We start from the raw sequence: 18,453 nt of genomic DNA, 5'->3' as shown, positions 1-18,453 counted from the left end.
AGGACAATTATTACTGAACTTTCTCTTTTAGCTCTTTGCCAGGTCTGAATTTCGGAACCTTCCCGCCAGGAATCTCGATAGCTTCCTTCGTTCTCGGGTTGACACCCATCCTGGGCTTTCGCATGGTAACTTCAAACGTTCCGAAACCTATTAGCTTAACTTCCTGGTTCTTTGAGAGTTCTTCCCCTACCACGCCGATAAAGCTATCAACTACGTCTCCGACAAGTTTCTTGGTTGCTCCAGTTCTTTGTGCAAGAACAGCGATAAGTTCTTTCTTATTCACAGGTACACCCCCTAGCTAGAATTCAGATCACAACCAAATTCTAACATTTTCTAATTGACTTCTGCAACATAGAATCATCTGAAACCGTTTGACGAAAAGGATTTCAACAAGTCAATGCTCTACAATGCCTTATGGGCGCAGGTTGTCGAAGTTGAGCACGTCCTTATGCGCCTCGATTGTGCTAGTGTAAGAAGAGAGGTCTAGAACGCCATTCCCGCTCAGAGTGAACACAATAACCTTCTCTTCTCTGTTTTTCCTTGCCTCAATTGCTCTTCGAACAGCACCTGCAATTGCATGGGTTGACTCCGGTGCGGGAACAATACCCTCCGTTGTAGCGAAGAGAAGACCTGCTTTGAAAGTCTCTTCTTGAGGGAAAGCTTCCGGAGTGACAATGCCTTCTTTCACTAATCGCGACACGAGAGGAGCCGCACCGTGATATCTGAGACCACCGGCATGAATTGCGGGTGGAACAAACTCTCTCCCAAGCGTATACATCTTCAGCAGCGGCGTGAATCCAGCAGTGTCTCCGCTGTCGTACCGATACTCGCCTTTAGAAAGCGTAGGACATGATTCTGGCTCGCAGGCAACGAACTCAATTTTCTCTCCTTCGAATACCCTCTTCACAAACGGCAAGATTGATCCGCCGAAGTTTGACCCGCCACCGTGACAGCCAAGAATCGATGAAGGCTTTTCGCCGAGGATCTCCAGCTGCTTTTCAATTTCCAGACCAATCACTGTCTGATGAAGAAGAACATGATCGAGAACACTTCCGAGAGAGTACTTTTTCGTCTTAGAATTCAGAACGATTTCGATAGCCTCGCTAATTGCCATTCCCAAGGAACCTGAGAAATTCTTCCTGTCTTTGAGGAACTTCCTTCCGCTTTCGGTGTGTTCACCAGGGCTCGGCTCAACCTCTCCATTAAACATTCTCATCATGTGCTGTCTCATTGGCTTCGACTGGAAACTGTTTCTCACCATGAAGACTCTTACCGTCAAACCGAATTTCCTGCCCGCATACGAGAGGGCGCTACCCCACTGTCCAGCCCCCGTTTCCGTAGTTAGCTCGGTTATTCCATCGGCCTTGTTGTAATAAGCCTGCGCTATTGCCGTATTCGTTTTGTGACTTCCGGTCGGGGAGTTGCCTTCATACTTGTAGTATATCCTCGCTGGAGTGTTGAGATACTCTTCGAGAAAGGTCGCCCTTATAAGTGGACTGGGGCGGAATACCACATACTCATCCAGAACGGGCTCAGGAATAGGGACGAACCTTTCTTCACTCATTTCCTGCTCAACAATCGACTTCGGGAAGATCGCCATCATATCTGCAGGATCGATCACCTCATTGGTTGCCGGATTCAAAGGCGGATCCATCTTGAATGGTAAGTCAGCCTTTATGTTATACCAGCTTCGTGGAAGCTCCTCCGACTTCAAATTCACAATAATTCTTTTCTTCATGCCAATATACCTCCTCAAAAGTAAAGGGGCTCTCAACTATGAGAGCCCCTTCAATATGGGTTTACCCTAGTAGCGAAAGGCTAACCCCCACCGAAGGGGCAGCTCCACCACCAGAACATATTCAGTTTATTTAGAAATTGATTGACAACCATAATAATCCCTCGCTGAATTAGCTTAACCAAATATACTACTTCGGTATGTTACAAGTCAAGCAGAGGTCTCTTGAGTAGATTTAATTATGATGCATTACGTAGGCCGACCGAATTCCACCATTGACCGGGCACGTATTGTGACTTTACCGGAGTCATATAGCATCTGCCATCGACGTTCCTCAAATCGTAGGCTGATGGGACAACACCGGCAACCCCTACCCGGCCGGCCATGAGGAAGACAAAGTAAAGGCAAATGATCGAAAGCGAGAGATATTTCAACTCTTTGAGGTTCAGGGGTATCCTTCTTCCAGACAAACCGTGCTGATCGCCATCATGGTACAGTAGCATTATGAAATAAACGGAATGAAAAATAGCTTTCATCTTCGGTCACAACCATATTCATCCCTTGTTTGTCTACTATTCCTCACTTACTTGTCTTACTCCCCTGGGGGTCACCAAAGACCTCTGCTCTCGTCGAATAAAGGAGAACCAACAATTCGTAACCTTTGAGTCTGGAATGGTTCTTTCTAAAGAAAAGCGCGAGACAGCCTGAAAGGAGTGGTTGTTCAAGGATGATCAGTTGTAAAGTCTGCAAATACCATTTCTCAATTCCGCCTTTGATGTGCTAGATTGTGAAATATAGGTACTTTTTATGTTAAATGAAAGGATTGCTGACTATGAAGAAGTTTGTGGCCGCAGCTATTCAATTTGAAGCAGAACCAATGAGGGTGGCAAGGAATCTGGAAGCTGCATATCGCTGGATAACCAGGTGCAAACAAGAAACGGGAGCCTCGCTGATAGTTCTGCCTGAAAGCTTTACTACGGGTTTCACCCCGCTCGGAAACGCAAATTCGCTTTGGGATACCGTGGAACCAATTCCCGGCCGTCTTACACATGAGGGAGTGAAGTGGGCTCGTGAATTTGGGATATATTTGTGTTTCCCCACCTATGAACGCGGAAGAGAGCGAGGGGTTATATACAACAGCGCTGCTATTCTCGGCCCCGAGGGAATTCTAGGAGTATACAGGAAGACACATCCTTTCCCCACGGAGAGACTGTCGGCGGGAGGTTGGACAACTCCTGGAGTCGATCCGTTAGTTGTTTCGACACCCATTGGCAACATCGGTGTGGTGATCTGCTATGATGGGGACTTTCCCGAGTTGGCAAGAGTTACGGCTCTTAAGGGGGCGGAAGTAATCTGCAGGCCCTCGGCATTTATGAGATCCTTTGATCAATGGGAGCTCACGAACAGGGCGAGGGCGTATGACAATCATGTTTACTGGGTTGCTTCGAATCTCGTTGGCAAGGACGCAAGCGGAGCGAATTTCTTCGGCTCGTCAATGATAGTCCACCCTTCTGGAGCAAAGCTAGTTCAGGCTTCAGGGTGTGAAGAATTCGTTTCTGCCGAACTCGATGAGGATCCGATTAAGAAGATAGTTCCTGGGACGTCTAGAGACCAGATCTTCGACCACATAGAAGACAGAAACCTAGATTCGTACAGGGATATTCTTGCTGAAGGAAAAAGCGTGTTTGAACCTTCAAAACGAATTCCGTACAGGAGGAGATAATTTTGGGTAAACCCCTTGAAGGGCTTTTCGTATTAGATCTTACCCGTGTTCTAGCGGGACCGTTTTGTACGATGCTGCTCTGCGACATGGGCGCAGCTGTTGTCAAAGTTGAACGACCCGATGGGGGCGACGATTCGAGATCATTCAGCCCCTTTGTTGGTGAAGAAAGCGCTTATTTCATGAGTATAAACAGAGGAAAGAAGAGCATTACTCTCAATTTGAAGACCGAGGAGGGAAAGAAGCTTCTCGAAAGGCTGATCGAGAGATCCGATGTTCTGGTCGAGAATTTCAGACCGGGCGTTTTCGAAAGGCTGGGCTTCTCCGCCGAAAGGCTGAAAGAGATGAATCCGAGGCTCATATATACTTGTTCTTCGGGCTTCGGGCACTCCGGTCCCATGAGCCAGAGAACAGCCTATGATTTGATCATACAGGGATTGAGTGGAATCATGAGTATAACCGGTCCCGATGAACAGTATCCAACGAAGGTAGGAAGCTCCATTGCAGACATATTTTGTGGAACATTTGCGTGTATAGGAATACTTGCGGCACTTCAGAGTCGAAACAGCACGGGGTCTGGACAAAAAGTGGATGTTGCTATGCTAGACAGTATGGTCGCTGTCTTGGAGAACGCAATAGCAAGATATGCGGCAACCGGAGAGATTCCGACTCCAATTGGAAACAGGCATCCATCAATTGCGCCATTTTCTTCCTTTGAGACTCTGGATGGAATGATAAACATAGCTGTGGGAAACGATGGCATCTGGAAGAAATTCTGCAAAGCTATCGAAAGAGCAGACATCTGCGAAGATCCGAGGTTTGCGAATAACCCGTCAAGGGTGAAGAATATCGATCAGTTGATGGAGATTATAGGAGTTCAGCTTAAGAAGAAAACATCCAAGGAATGGCTCGGCACCTTTGAGGCACTGGACATCCCCTCGGGCAAGATAAACAACGTCGCCGATCTTTTTGAAGACGAGCAGATCAAAGCAAGAGAGATGATTGTCGAGGTAACTCACAGGAATGGAACTGTGAAAATGCCTGGTGTGCCAATAAAGTTCTCTGAAACACCGGCGTCAATTTCCGGACCTGCGCCATTACTCGGTGAGCATAACGAAGAGATCTATTCGGGAATGCTGGGAATAAGTCTAGAGGAGATTGAAGAATTGCATGAAAAAGGGGTAATATGATTCTTCTTTATCCTTTTCAGAGAAGCGCAGATTGGGGAAACAAAGTCGAAAAGCTTACTGTAAGAAGTGCTTATAGAACGGCCTTGAACCTGATGGATCATTGCGGGAGAAGATACTCTGTCTTGCTCGACCCTGAGCACTATCTTCCAAGATCGTCATTAATTGAGGCATTTCCTCCCCTTGAGGTAGGTCAAGAGATTAGGGTCGGTATTGACGGTGCCTCTGTGGGCTTTGATCCATCTCAAATCGACGGTTTACGGGATAAGAAGCTGAGAGGCCTTTGGCTTGAATGGTTGGAGTTCATGGATGCAGAGGAGCTTAGCTACCTTCATGAAGCTATTGATGAACCGGAGAGATTGATAGGACTTGGACCGGGGTATACACCGGCAGGTGATGACTTTTTGGTTGGCTGGATAATGGCTCTCCGTTTCACGGGTAGAAAGAAGAGCTTGTTGACAATCGAAGGAGAGATGCTTGATCGAAAAACGAGCTGGTTCTCTTCAGAAATGATAAAGGATGCTCTTGAGGGTAGATTCTGGAAGAGAGGAATCGAAATGGTTTCAGCTATTGCAGACGGTGATGCAACCCGGGTACTTGAAAAGACAGACAGTATCACAAAATGGGGTCATCTGTCGGGAAAGGCATGGCTTGCCGGCCTTGCCTATGGACTTGAACTTGGTGAATGACCGTATTAGAGATATTGTTAGGCTTAATGGGAAAGACTAAGATAAATCGTTCTATCGGTATCGATAGGTTTCGGAATCAAGTCGGAGCAACGGGGATTTTCTTGTATTACCTTTGTTGCTTGTGGAGGTTCAAATGAAGAGAATCGAGGTCGTGAAAGGCGAATACTACGATAGCGTCACTCTGATGCTTGTGGCTAAGGAGCTTAAGAAGATTGAGGGAGTCACAGATGCTTCGCTGAATATGGCAACAGAGGCAAACATAACCATCATGAGAGCGGCCGGGTTCGAAGTAGACACGGGTTTGCTTTCACCCGACGATCTGCTGATCGGAATCGACTACGAAAGAGAAGGGATAGAGGACATCTTCGAAAGGGCCCGTTCCTATCTTGCCTCGCCTCCCTGGAAGAAGGAAGAGAAGGACACCGAGTATTCACCGGCAACTCTTCAGGGAGCTCTCTCTGTACTTCCCGAAAGCAATCTTGCTCTCATTTCTCTGCCCGGTAGATATGCAGCAGCAGAGGCTATGAAGGCCCTCAAGAACGGTTTGAACGTAATGCTTTACTCCGACAACGTCACAGTTGAAGATGAGATTGAACTTAAACGTTTCGCGGAGAACAACGATCTAATCGTAATGGGCCCGGATTGTGGTACAGCTGTTATCAATGGGAAAGGACTTGCCTTTTCTAACGTGTGCCCCACAGGTTCGGTTGGAATTGTGGCGGCATCAGGCACCGGTCTTCAAGAAGTCATGGTGCAGCTCTGCCGCCGGGATGTTGGCGTCAAGCATGGAATTGGAACCGGAGGCAGAGATGTGAAGAAGTCAGTTGGAGGAATATCATTCCTGAGAGGCATACGAGAACTGGCAAAAGATCCCGACATTTCGCTGATTGTAGCCATAGGGAAGCCTCCTGCGCCGGAAGTAAGAGAGAAGATTCTGGCTTGCCTCAAAGAAACACAAAAGAAGAGCGTGATTTGCTTTATGGGAGATGATCCTAGAAAAGATGAAGACAAACTCTTCTACACTACGGAACTTGAAGAGTGCGCAGTTGTGGCCGAGGCCCTTATAAAAGGCAGAGACGTTTCTATGGCTCGAGATAAGTTGAAGGCAGAGTACGTGAAGTTGGCCGAAAAGAGATCCGTAAGCGCGGTTCATGGAAAATATGTAAGAGGGCTTTTCACTGGCGGCACTCTCTGTTACGAAGCGCAGTATATAGCTCAGGCACACATAAATCCAATCTACGGAAATGCTCCGTTGAGGGAAGATCTCAAACTGGAGAACAGCTTGAAACCTGTCGGACACTCATTCATCGACTACGGCGAAGACGAGTTCACTCAAGGGAGATTACACCCCATGATAGACCCATCCTTCAGGGCCGAACAGGTGAAACAGCAATCTGAAGACCGTTCGGTAGCTGTCATCCTTTTCGATGTTGTCCTCGGGTATGGAAGTGCTGATAATCCTTCGTTCGATGTTGTTGAGGCAATCAAGTCTGTAAATAGAGAAACGAAACCGATATATATAGCTTATGTCTGCGGGACCGACGGGGATCCTCAAGATCTTGGCAGGCAGAGGACTCTGTTGGAGGAAGCAGGTGTTATAGTCTGCGAGAGCAATGCAAGAGCAGCTCTTCTGGCTGCCAGTTTAGTTTCGAGAAAGGAGCGTTGACTATGTCCTTCAAAGATCTACTCGATTATGGTCCGAAAGTAGTTAATCTTGGAATGGAAAGATTCTATCTCGATCTTCAGGATCAGGAGGTACCTGCAGTGAAGGTCAACTGGAGACCTCCTCTTGCGAAGAGCTCACTGATGGATAAATTGAGAAAGTTAAGAGGTGAGGAAGTTGAATAGTATTGAAACGGCAAACTCCATCGCATTTGAAAGGCTTCTGAAAGCCGAGCCCCATATTGTAGATCTCGGCATGGCAAAAGATGTTATTCCGGACTTCAAAGAGAAGATGATACTTCATGCAGGACCGCCAATAACCTGGGACAGAATGTCGGGACCTATGATAGGTGCCGTGACCGGCGCGATCCTTTATGAAGGCTGGGCCGAAACTCCGGAGAAAGCAAGGGAGTTTGCTTCGAAAGGAAATATCTCATTTGAACCTTGCCATCATCATAACGCTGTCGGCCCAATGGCAGGGATAATATCCCCTAACCTGCCGGTTTGGATCATTGAGGAAAAGAATTCTGGAAAGAGGAGCTATGCAACGCTGAACGAGGGACTCGGTAAGGTCTTGCGAATGGGAGCGTTCAGTGAAGAGGTTATTGAGAGACTGAACTGGATGCGAGAAGTTCTGTATCCTGTCTTGAGAAGCGGGGTCCGGAAATTCGTGAGCGATAACGGGGGTCTTAACCTTAAGAGTCTTATATCTCAGTCTCTACACATGGGGGATGAGCTTCATAACCGAAACAGGGCAGCTACTTCACTTCTCATTCGTACCCTCGTACCTTCTATGATTGATGCGGAGGGGAGCAACCCTGATCTCTCCAGAGTTGTTAAATTTGTGGCGGGAAATGATCATTTCTTTCTTAATCCCGGTATGGCGGCGGCAAAGGTCTCGCTCGACAGTGTTGGTTACGTCGAAGGATCGAGTATGCTCACCATAATGGCTCGCAACGGTACAGACTTCGGGATCCAGGTCGCCGGAATGAAGAACAAATGGTTCACCTGCCAGGCGGCCTTGCCGGATGTCTTGCTCTTCCCTGGTTTCACAAGGGAGGATGTCAATCGAGACATAGGAGACAGTGCGATTATGGAGACTTACGGCTTAGGTGGTTTTGCCCTGGCTGCGGCCCCTGCGATCGTCCAGTTTGTTGGAGGTACGCCTCAAGATGCGGTGAACTACACAAAGGAGATGTATGAAATCTGTATAGGAGAAAACAAGCACTTCACAATTCCCGCACTGAACTTCCGTGGAACTCCCACAGGAATTGATCTAATCAGAGTTGTGGAGACAGGCATCACTCCTATCCTGGATACAGGCGCAGCTCACAGAGAGGCCGGTAAAGGGCAGGTGGGTGCCGGAATTGTTAGGATGCCTTCTGAAGCTTTTGTAAAGGCAGCGGAAGCGTTCGTCGAGAAATATTCCAAATAAAGGAGGAAGAGTATGATACCGAAAAACTGGGACAAGATCAAGATTTACGAGTTATCTCAACCGATCAGTCATCTGACACCACCATGGCCAACTTATGAGCCGCTTCAGATCAAATTCTTCAAGAGGTTGGCTCCAAACGGTGCGAACGGTCAACTTCTTACTCACTCTAACCATGTCGGGACCCATCTGGATGGTTCGCTGCACTTTTGCACTCATGGTAGAGACATCGCAAGCATACCTCTGGACGAACTCGTTGCGCCAGGAGTTATCGTTGATCTCTCGGACATTGCAGAGGATTACGGGATCTACACATCAAAGGACATAGAAGAAAGAGTGGAAGTAAGAGAAGGCGACATCCTTATCATCAACACAGGGTATCACAAGTACGCTTACGACCAGCCGGAGGCAGACGAAGTAAGATACATGATCAAACACCCTGGGCCGACAAGAGAGTTTGCCGAGTGGTGCAAAAAGAAGAAGATAAAGTGGATAGGAGTTGACTGCGGTTCTGCCGACCATCCAATGAATACAAAGATCCGTGACTGGATGCCTGTTCAGGCGAAAGAGTGTGACCGCTATATGCAGAAGAAGTATGGTAAGTCCCTTCAAGAGATCTTCCCCGACGAGGACTACCAGCTTATGCATGTGCTTCTCTTCCCATACGACATTATTCACGCCGAGAACGTTGGTGGAGAGATAGACAAAATATTGAACAAGAGAATGGTTATCGGGTGCTTCCCGTGGAGATTTGTCGGCGGAGAGTCTTGTATAAGTAGAATAGTTGCGTTCGACGAAGAGGAATAAATCCAAACGAAAGAGTGGCGATATGGATGCGTGACTTCGTTCTGGAAAGGCCGCGCTCACTTTCCGAGGTCCTGGATGCACTTGGACGTCATGGAAAGAATGCCATAATCAAGAGCGGCGGTACTGACGTTATTGTCTGGCTACATAAATCCATAAAGGAGCCGGACTATATAATCGACCTAACGGGAATCGAGCAGCTAAAAGGAATAACGATAAACGAGGACAATGTGGAAATCAGGGCGCTCGTGACTCTTAGTGAGATTATAGAAGACAGCTCAATGAAACGTTACTTCCCTGCGCTGGTGCAGGCTTGCAGGGCGCACTCGGATCCACTGATAAGGAATCGTGCAACCGTTATAGGCAACGTCTGTGCTGCGGTTCCTTCCGGAGATATGATAGCTCCTCTAGTATGCTATGACGCCAAAGTTGAAATCACAGGATCAAACGGCACCCGAAACGTCCCGGTATCCGAATTCATAATCGGACCCAAGAAGACCTCCCTGGCAGTCGACGAGGTTGTGACAGGAATAAGAATCGCCATACCCGTAGTTGAAACAAGTGGTTGCTATCTCAAAGCAATCAGAAGAGAGGCTCTGGATATAGCTCAGGCAGCCGTCTGTTGTACGCTCTTCAAGGGGGATAACAGGGAGTTCAGGATTGCCTTCTGTGCCGTATCTCCCAGACCGCTGAGAGCGACGGAGGCGGAAAAACTCCTCAATTCTTCCGGTAATATAGATGACGGGGTTATCAAACGAGCCGCAGAGCTTGCAGCTGGAGCTGTTGATCCCATTACGGACGTGAGAGCATCCAGAGAATACAGGATCGACATGATTGCCGAACTGACGAGCAGGGCGATTTCTTGTTGTCTGGAAGGTCCCGTGGAAGAAGGTGTTCGCAGATGAAAGACAAGCATGTAACTCTGACACTCAACGGCCGAAAAGCCACCTTGATAGTCGAGGACAGAACGACCCTTCTCAATGCTTTGAGAGAATACGGTGTTACAAGCCTGAAGCGAGGCTGCGAAGAGGGAGAGTGCGGAGCATGCACGGTTATCATAAATGGACTTCCTCAAAAGTCTTGTCTTGTCCTTGCGCGAGAAGCCGAGGGTGCGGAAGTGCTAACAGTAGAAGGGCTTGTCAAAAAAGGCAGGCTTCATCCGATTCAGCAGGCCTTCGTAGATGAAGGCGCAATACAGTGCGGTTACTGTACTCCGGGGATGGTCATGACAACCTATGCATTGCTCAAGAAGAATCCGTCTCCTTCTGAGGAAGAGATAAAAGAAGCTCTCTCGGGAAATATCTGCAGATGCACGGGTTATCTCTCGATTATCCGGGCGGTCAAGAAAAGTGCCGCCATTCTTTCCGGAAAGGTTAAAGGAGGTGAGTTGCGTGAAGACGATTAAGACAAAGACCGGAATTGGGAAGTGGTTGCCAAGAAAGTATGATCTCGAGAAGGCGGAGGGCACACTTCAATTTACCGATGACCTCAGGTTCGGTCCCGAACTGCTTCACGCAGCGGTCGTACGCTCTTCTGTAGCACACGGAGAGATTCTGAAAATCGATTATTCAGAGGCGCTGGAGATTCCCGGTGTACTTAAAGTCCTGATTGGAGAAGACTTTCCACATCACTTCGGTCTATATCTAAAGGATAGAACGCCCATGGCAATTGGGAGAGCAAGATATGTTGGAGAGCCCGTTGCGCTAGTTGTTGCCGAAACCGAGCAGGCCGCGAGAGAAGGGGTCAAGAAGGTTAAAGTAACATACAAAGAGCTCGAAGCTATCTTCGATCCGGTTAAGGCAGCTACCACAAATTCAGTGCTTGTTCATCCCGACCTCCACAAATACGAGCACGTAGACTTCATTACTCCTCAGCCAAATACCAATATTGCCAACTGGTTCAGGATAAGAAAAGGAGATACCGAAGCGGCCTTCAAGAATGCGGCTCACGTCTTTGAAGAGACGATTACGTGTCCTCAGATTGCTCATGGTTATATTGAAACGCTGTGCTCAATTTGCAAGCAAGATCCCGCATCTGGAGAGATAATGATCTGGACCTCGGCGCAGTCCGCCTTCACAGTAAGAGACATAATCGCCAAGGGGATAAAGTATCCACTGAACAAGATTCGGGTGATCGCGCCTCCGATAGGCGGCGGCTTCGGAGGGAAGGCAGGGATGACTATCGAGGCTCTCTGCCTTGCAGCAGCTATGGATGAGGATCTGAAAGGAAGGCCTGTAAAGCTTTTCATACCAAGAGAAGAAGTCCTCTTGACCTCGTGGGTCCGCCAGGGATTTGTGGCTAGAATCGAGCTTGCAGTCAGTGAAGACGGCCTGATGCAGGGTATACGCCACACATTCTGGTTTGACACGGGAATCTCTGCCGAATATGGAGCAAACCCGGTTAGAAGCGCCGGTTACACATCAATGGGAGCTTACAATATTCCGAACGTCTGGTCGGACTGCTATGCAGTTTACACAAACAAGCCATTTGGAGGTGCTTACAGAGGGTTCGGTTTGCCGGAGCTAATGAGCGCACTTGAAGTCGTGGTTGATATAGTCGCTCACAAACTGAACATAGATCCAGTTGAGTTCAGAAAGAAGAACCTTTTGAAGAAGGGGCAGACTACCTGTACCGGAATGCCAATGCATGACCATGCTCTCGACAAAATAATCGACAAGGTTGCAAAGAGCATAGATGTCCTCAAAGAAGAGCCTCCAATAAGAAAGGGCTGGAAGAGAGGGAAGGGAATCGCGCTGGCAATAAAGGCGCCTGCAATTCCCGCCGACGCTTCTTCATCAGCCATTGTCAAACTCAACGGAGACGGAACGGTTGAAGTTCTTGCCGCCACAATGGATATGGGTCAGGGAACGTATAGCGCTTATGCTCAGATAGTCTCCGAAGAACTCGGGATTCCTTATGATTGGATAAAGGTCTACTATCCAGATACACAGAGCCATCCTTACGACTGGCAAACTGTAGCAAGCAGATCCTGCTGGTCGATGGGCATGGCGGTAAAGCTAGCTGCAAGCGAGCTAAGAGAGAAGCTCCTCGCTCTTTTCTCCGAATACTGGCAGACGCCTGTCGAGACGATAAGCATAGAGCATGGAGTCGTTAAGTGTCACAAACTTGGCAAGAGCGAAAGGATTGACGAAAGAGTTCAGAACGGTTTCAAAATGCCAGACGGAATTCTGAAGGGCGGCCCAATAATCGGAAGCGGCTCATTTACACCGCCTGACTTGATCTATCCCGATCCAGACACCGGGCAGTCTCCCAAGAGTGTCGTTCACTTCACTCTTGGCGCAGTGGGAATAGATTTGGAAGTAGACCCTGCGACTGGGAGAATCATTATAAACAAAGTTTGTGCGGGTTACGATGTCGGCAAAGCTATCACTCCAATAAACATCAAAGGTCAGATTGAAGGAGGAACAGTTCAGGGTCTTTCTGCCTGTCTAATGGAAGCTATGATCTACGATGAATATGGAAGATTACTCACTCCAGACTTCACGGATTACAAGATTGCCACGATAAAGGATATTCCAGGTGAGATCGACGCTTTCTGGGAAGAGACACCAGAAGAGATTTCACCTTACGGAAACCGCGGAGTCGGTGAACACTCGATGATAGCCCCTGCACCGGCAACAAACAACGCATTGTTCAGGGCGACTGGTATGAGAATTCACAGTTACCCGCTCAGCAGAGAAAGAGTTTACAAGGCTTTGAAAGCTAAAGATAAAGGTGAGACTGATTTCTGGGAATGGCCTTATGCTCTTGATCTGGCTTATGAGCGAGCAAAGAAGGAATGGTGAAATAAGAGCGTATTTTGTAAGAGATCGAAACAATCTCCAATTCATTGAAGCATCCGCCCTGCGCGGATGCTTCGTTTAGATTTCTGGTTGTCGATTTTGCTTGACAAGTTTGAAATGTATTGTATTATATTATCTATAAGCGGCTATAACCGTTGAGAAGGAGAAGAAATCTATGCCTGGTACAACTTCAGAGCCGGGGATTACAGAGTAAGACGCTTTTCTAGGACAGATTGCCTGCCCAGTCTCTTCACAGGCACTCTTCAAGTTTTTCTATTCTTAAAGCAAAAATTGACAGATACCCTCATAATTGAACTACATTATTCGACGAATACTTCAAGACAGGAGGAGACGAAGTATGCCAAGGTTTGAAGAAGTAGACCTTAGACGCCCTGCAGCTGATAGAGAAGAAGAAGTACTCTCCTATTGGAGGCAAGATGATCTAGCGAACAGAAGTGTCACTGTTAGGGAGGGGAGTCCCGAGTTTGTTTTTTTCGAGGGTCCGCCTACTGCCAACGGTATGCCCGGAATTCATCATGTAATTTCGAGAACGTTGAAGGATGCAGTCTGTCGCTTCAAAACGATGCAAGGATACAAGGTGAAGCGAAAGGCCGGCTGGGACACGCATGGTCTTCCTGTGGAGATCGAAGTTGAAAAGCAGCTGGGCTTCTCTTCGAAGCAGGAGATTGAGGACTTTGGCATAGAGAAGTTCAATCACAAGTGCAAAGAATCCGTCTGGAAGTACGAAAGTCAGTGGAAGAAAATGACAGAGAGAATCGGTTACTGGATAGATATGGAGCACCCGTATATAACGATGGACAACGACTATATAGAATCTGTCTGGTGGATCCTTAAGCAGTACTTTGACAAAGACTACATATATGAGGGCCACAAAATAATGCCATATTGTCCGCGATGCGGTACTCCCCTCGCTTCTCACGAGGTTGCTCAGGGCTATAGAGATGAGACTATTGACTCTATATACGCGAAGTTCCGACTGAAAGGAAAGGAAAACGAGTACTTCATAGTATGGACGACGACTCCATGGACGCTTCCTTCTAACGTTGCTCTAGCAGTGAATCCCAGATTCAACTACGTAAAGGTTGAAGCGATGCTGGATACCGGCGAAGTCGAATATTACTACCTGGTCAAGGAGCGCCTCAGTGCTTTGTTCGGTGAAGAAGGCAATTACAAGGTTATTGAAGAACTCAAAGGCAAAGATCTTGTCAATCTCGAGTATGAACAGCTGATCCCCTTTGCCAGCGTAGACAAGAAGGCATTCTTTGTTGTCTACGGGGACTTTGTCTCTCTTGAAGACGGCTCGGGTATAGTGCATATGGCTCCTGCCTTTGGAGAAGATGACAACATACTCGGAAGGAAATTCAATCTCCCGCTTCTCCAGCTTGTCGACAAGGAAGGTAAGATAACAGAAGAAGTGACACCGTGGGCAGGGATGTTTGTAAGGGATGCCGATCCACTCATTGTTCGCTATCTGAAGGAGAGGAATCTGTTATTCAAAAAGGAGCGTTTGACCCACTCCTACCCGTTCTGCTGGAGATGCGATACGCCGCTTCTCTACTACGCAAGAAAGTCGTGGTACATAAAGACTACAGAGTATAGAGATAAAATGATCGAAGTGAACAACTCCGTGAACTGGTACCCAAAGTTTGTTGGGGAGGGCCGCTTCGGTAACTGGCTCGAAAACATGGTAGATTGGGCCCTTTCGAGAGATAGATACTGGGGAACTCCTTTAAACATCTGGAAGTGCGATGAATGTGGCAAGTTGACTTCGGTTGGATCACGAAAGGAACTGGCAGAGAGAGCAGTCGAGAACATATCAGAAGATATCGAGCTTCACCGCCCATATGTAGATGACGTTCATTTAAGATGCGAATGTGGTGGACAGATGACTAGGACCCCTGAGGTCATTGACTGCTGGTTTGATTCAGGGGCAATGCCAGTGGCCCAGCATCACTATCCATTCGAGAACAAAGACAATTTCATGGGAGAGCTATTTCCAGCAGATTTCATCTGCGAAGGTATAGATCAGACTAGAGGCTGGTTCTACTCCCTTATGTCGATTTCTGCATTCCTCTTTGGCCAGTCTCCTTACAAGAACGTTCTGGTTAACAATCTGGTTCTAGACAGGACCGGTCAGAAGATGTCGAAGTCAAAGGGAAATACTGTTGATCCGTCGGAGATAATCGAGAAGTACGGTGCAGATACACTCAGATGGTATCTGCTGGCCGTCTCGCCACCATGGGTTCCCACAAAGTTCGATGAGGACGGAGTGAAGGACACTTACAGCAAGTTCTTTGGAACCCTGCATAGTGTATTCTCATTCTTCACAATGTACGCAAATGTTGACGACGTTGACCCTGCGAATTTCGACTTGCCTGTTCCTGAAAGGGAAGAGGTTGACAGATGGATAATGTCCAGACTGAACACTCTGGTAAAGGAAGTGACAGAGCTTCTGAACAATTATGATCTTACGAAATCAGTGAGAGCGATTCAGGACTTTGTCGTCGAGGAAGTCTCTAACTGGTATGTGAGAAGGACACGAGACAGATACTGGACCAGCGAACTCGACAACAGCAAGAAGGCAGCCTATCTCACGCTTTATGAAGTACTGCTGACCATCGCAAAACTCATGGCGCCAATTGCACCTTTCACGGCCGAAGAGATTTTCAGAAACCTTACCCACAAGGAAAAGGAGTCTGTGCATCTGGAACTGTATCCGGTTGCCGACGAGAGCTTGATCGAGCCTGAACTCGAAAAGAGAATGGCCACAGTCATGGACATTGTGACACTGGGTAGAGCATGTAGAAACAAGGTCCAGATAAAGGTCAGGCAACCTCTGCCGAAGATTCTAGTGGACGGGAATATAAGAAAGATCGTCGAGTCAATGCGCGAGCTGATCCTCGAAGAGATCAACGTCAAGAACATAGAATACATTGAAGAGCTGGGAGACTATGTGAACTATGAAGTCAAGCCGAATTTCAGAGTTATGGGTCCTAAGTTCGGCAAAGATCTCAAGTCGATCGGCAATGCCCTAAGGTTAATGAAACCTTCTGAGGTTGTCGCAAGAGTCAAACACGACGGTAAGATCTCCGTTGAAGCTAACGGAAGGCTCTTCGATCTGACGGAAGAGGATCTGGACATAAGAATACAGGAACTGGAAGGCTTTACTTTCGAGATGAGCAACGACAACTTTGTCATTCTCGATACCGAACTCACTCCCGATCTTCTGCAGGAAGGGCTTGCAAGAGAAATGGTTTCGAAGATACAGACAATGAGAAAAGAAGCCGACTTTGAGATTACAGATAGAATCACTGTAGCTTACTTCGGGCCCGATGCTCTTGTAGAAGCAATAGAGACATTCAGTGATTACATAAAAGAAGAGACGCTTTCAAACAGCGTCAATTTCCAGGAGGGACTCGATACCGGGACCGAATGGAACCTAAATGGTTACAACACCAGAATCAAGGTAGAGAGAGTCTAGACATATGAAAAAAACCGGGAGCTTCATGCTCCCGGTCTCTTATTGGAATGTAAATCAGACAGTGAGCTTTACTATGATCGCCGGATCAAGAACTCTGAAAGTAAATGATTCCGTTATGAAGAGCTCTACCTCATCGTCTGTGCTGCTTTGATAACCGATTTCGAAATCTCCGCCGATTACCATCTCAAGATCTTCGTGATCCTTCGGCAGAAGAAGCGCATCTTTCAACACTCTGCTGACCACAATCTCACTTCCCAGGAAGGACTCGATTCTCTTCACCAGAGGATAACCGGAAACATGTGAGTTCAGCATAGACATAGTATCTGGATTGACCACAAGGACAAACGGTCCGTCAGTGAAGTTGTCTTTCAGAACCTGGACTGCTCTAGACAAAGACTCAATGATTTCATTTGGCTTCGATCCGAGAGGAATGGGGTCGTTTTCGATAGCTTCAACGATTCCCTCGACTGAAGCCTTTTCGTAGCCGTTATAGATGACTCTCTCTTCAAAGAGCGCGATTTGCTTAACCGCATCTTCAAGAGGTGCAAGATCTGAATCCTTTGCGCCTCTTTCTATATCATCCATCTGCCACCGAACCAGCTTGAACGGGATTCTAGCCTCTATTAGAGGTTTTGCCTTTCTCAAACCCACCCCGATTTCACCTTCTCTATCCAGGAGCATCACTCTTCCTTCGGGCAGGAAAGAGTATTCCCAGCCCTTAGGTCCAACAACGTTGACGATCTTTCTTGCCGATAGGTAGCTCTTGAGTACTTGCTTTGCTCTCTCGTTTATCTCTTCCCATGCCTCGCTTGATAACGGGGCCAATTGTCTCTTGAAAAGGTCCATCGCAATCCCTCCTATTTCATCTTTCCGATGTTGAGACCGCCATTTCCGGAAGAACCTTCACCGGCTTCTTCAACTTCGGTTATCGGGGCATTCGTGAACAGATATGTCTTTAATTCCTCATCCCATCCGTCCATATTTCTTCTGAGCCATTCAAGAGTCATACACGCATGTTCTATCTCTTCATCTCTGTTGTGAGCCATGACTGCCTTGAGTTCAGGGTCATCCGAAACATCGACTCTCTGGTTGTACCAGTCAACTGCCTCGATCTCTTCCTTGAGGCTGTTGAGAGCTCTGGAAATGTCTTTTGCCTTTTCGCTAAGCTTTTCAAACGGTTCGTGATAATTGCTCATTTGCACGCCTCCTTCTAAACTATCGTGTACTCCATACTATACAAACTATTTTATCATAATTTAAATTGTAACATAGCAAGCCTGTCGGTTAAGAGCCGCTGTACGCTTAAGAACGAGGACCCGCTGAACGCTGGAAGAGCCGCTCAGTTGCAAGTTCCAAGATGCAAGTTGTAAGAAAAAGCATAAGAACGGGGTTGGGGGTAGCGGGTTCGTGGTAGGAAAGAACGAGAGAACCTGGTTGACCGTTGAACGGTTCACCGTTTGCCGAGAAAAGCATCAGTTGCAAGTTCCAAGGTGCAAGTTGTAAGAAAAAGCAAAAGCCGGGGTTGGCGGTTGCGGGTTCGTGGTAGGAAAGAGCAAGAGAACCTGGTTGACCGTTGAACGGTTCTCCGCTCTCCGAGGATAATCGGTTCTTCGTTCCGGAGCGAGTACCTGATCTTCGTTCTTGGGCAATCGACGACGACGAGGCGGATCAGAGGTAAGGGGAATGAGGCTAGAGGTAAGAAGATCAAGATCGGTTCTGTCTCTTTTTTTGTGTAAACCCCTTTTTTGTAATGGGTTTAAGAATCAGCTTATGTACTTAGCTAATCTTTCATACTTTATCACAAGTTGAGTTAGGATCTTTGACCATTCAAGGGTTCTTACTGTCCATTTCTTTGTTATATTTATTATTGCTAGATAAGCCATCTTTAAGAGAGAAGTATCCGTAGGAAAGACTCCCTT

At 47.4% G+C, this 18,453-nt stretch carries 16 protein-coding genes; 11 read left to right on the top strand and 5 right to left on the bottom strand.

Annotation, left to right across the window (positions count from 1 at the left end; genetic code table 11):
- Positions 1-10: 10 nt before the first annotated feature.
- The 3 genes from V512_RS04780 to V512_RS14475 all read right to left on the bottom strand — a co-directional run bounded on the left by V512_RS04780 (position 11) and on the right by V512_RS14475 (position 2,271).
- Positions 11-283 (bottom strand): HU family DNA-binding protein, encoded by a 273-nt coding sequence (locus V512_RS04780; protein ID WP_099829322.1) that lies wholly within the window; start codon positions 281-283, stop codon positions 11-13.
- Positions 284-412: 129 nt separating this feature from the next.
- Positions 413-1,738: a TrpB-like pyridoxal phosphate-dependent enzyme gene (locus V512_RS04775; protein WP_099829321.1), complete on the bottom strand. Its 1,326-nt coding sequence runs from the start codon at positions 1,736-1,738 to the stop codon at positions 413-415.
- Between the two features lie 236 nt (positions 1,739-1,974).
- Positions 1,975-2,271, bottom strand: coding sequence for a hypothetical protein (locus V512_RS14475; protein ID WP_133117320.1), 297 nt, complete (start codon positions 2,269-2,271; stop codon positions 1,975-1,977).
- A 296-nt stretch (positions 2,272-2,567) separates the two neighbouring features.
- Here V512_RS14475 and V512_RS04770 point away from each other — a divergent pair, with 296 nt between their 5' ends.
- From V512_RS04770 to ileS, 11 genes are all read left to right on the top strand, one after another.
- Positions 2,568-3,458 carry a carbon-nitrogen hydrolase family protein gene (locus tag V512_RS04770; RefSeq protein ID WP_099829320.1) on the top strand — a complete coding sequence of 297 codons (891 nt, stop codon included), beginning with the start codon at positions 2,568-2,570 and terminating at the stop codon, positions 3,456-3,458.
- 2 nt (positions 3,459-3,460) lie between these two features.
- Positions 3,461-4,645 (top strand): CaiB/BaiF CoA-transferase family protein, encoded by a 1,185-nt coding sequence (locus V512_RS04765; RefSeq protein WP_099829319.1) that lies wholly within the window; start codon positions 3,461-3,463, stop codon positions 4,643-4,645.
- Positions 4,642-5,331 (top strand): DUF2877 domain-containing protein, encoded by a 690-nt coding sequence (locus tag V512_RS04760; RefSeq protein WP_099829318.1) that lies wholly within the window; start codon positions 4,642-4,644, stop codon positions 5,329-5,331. The genes V512_RS04765 and V512_RS04760 overlap by 4 nt, the downstream gene beginning before the upstream one ends.
- 133 nt (positions 5,332-5,464) lie before the next feature.
- Complete coding sequence (gene fdrA / locus V512_RS04755; protein ID WP_099829317.1) at positions 5,465-6,997, top strand: acyl-CoA synthetase FdrA; 1,533 nt, start codon at positions 5,465-5,467, stop codon at positions 6,995-6,997.
- Between the two features lie 2 nt (positions 6,998-6,999).
- Positions 7,000-7,179, top strand: a complete 180-nt coding sequence (locus V512_RS04750; protein ID WP_099829316.1) for a hypothetical protein — start codon at positions 7,000-7,002, stop codon at positions 7,177-7,179.
- On the top strand, positions 7,163-8,428 hold the full coding sequence (locus V512_RS04745) for a DUF1116 domain-containing protein (RefSeq protein ID WP_099829315.1): 1,266 nt from the start codon (positions 7,163-7,165) through the stop codon (positions 8,426-8,428). Before V512_RS04750 ends, V512_RS04745 begins: the two co-directional genes overlap by 17 nt.
- A 12-nt stretch (positions 8,429-8,440) precedes the next feature.
- Complete coding sequence (locus V512_RS04740; protein WP_099829314.1) at positions 8,441-9,232, top strand: cyclase family protein; 792 nt, start codon at positions 8,441-8,443, stop codon at positions 9,230-9,232.
- A gap of 26 nt (positions 9,233-9,258) precedes the next feature.
- Complete coding sequence (locus tag V512_RS04735) at positions 9,259-10,134, top strand: xanthine dehydrogenase family protein subunit M (RefSeq protein ID WP_099829313.1); 876 nt, start codon at positions 9,259-9,261, stop codon at positions 10,132-10,134.
- Complete coding sequence (locus tag V512_RS04730; RefSeq protein ID WP_099829312.1) at positions 10,131-10,634, top strand: (2Fe-2S)-binding protein; 504 nt, start codon at positions 10,131-10,133, stop codon at positions 10,632-10,634. Before V512_RS04735 ends, V512_RS04730 begins: the two co-directional genes overlap by 4 nt.
- Positions 10,621-13,035 carry a xanthine dehydrogenase family protein molybdopterin-binding subunit gene (locus V512_RS04725; RefSeq protein WP_099829311.1) on the top strand — a complete coding sequence of 805 codons (2,415 nt, stop codon included), beginning with the start codon at positions 10,621-10,623 and terminating at the stop codon, positions 13,033-13,035. The genes V512_RS04730 and V512_RS04725 overlap by 14 nt, the downstream gene beginning before the upstream one ends.
- Before the next feature lie 355 nt (positions 13,036-13,390).
- The gene (gene ileS, locus V512_RS04720) at positions 13,391-16,534 is read left to right on the top strand and encodes an isoleucine--tRNA ligase (protein ID WP_099829310.1); all 3,144 of its coding nucleotides are present in this window, start codon (positions 13,391-13,393) and stop codon (positions 16,532-16,534) included.
- Between the two features lie 54 nt (positions 16,535-16,588).
- Here the strand turns inward: ileS and V512_RS04715 are convergent, their stop codons facing one another.
- Together V512_RS04715 and V512_RS04710 are read right to left on the bottom strand one after the other, a co-directional pair.
- Complete coding sequence (locus V512_RS04715; protein ID WP_099829309.1) at positions 16,589-17,380, bottom strand: family 1 encapsulin nanocompartment shell protein; 792 nt, start codon at positions 17,378-17,380, stop codon at positions 16,589-16,591.
- Between the two features lie 11 nt (positions 17,381-17,391).
- A complete protein-coding gene (locus V512_RS04710) occupies positions 17,392-17,730 on the bottom strand; it encodes a ferritin-like domain-containing protein (protein ID WP_099829308.1) in 339 nt (112 codons plus the stop codon).
- Positions 17,731-18,453: the final 723 nt, after the last annotated feature.

This window comes from Mesotoga sp. Brook.08.105.5.1 (assembly GCF_002752635.1).
Classification (GTDB): Bacteria; Thermotogota; Thermotogae; order Petrotogales; family Kosmotogaceae; genus Mesotoga.
This window is presented reverse-complemented; position numbering and strand designations above follow the sequence as displayed.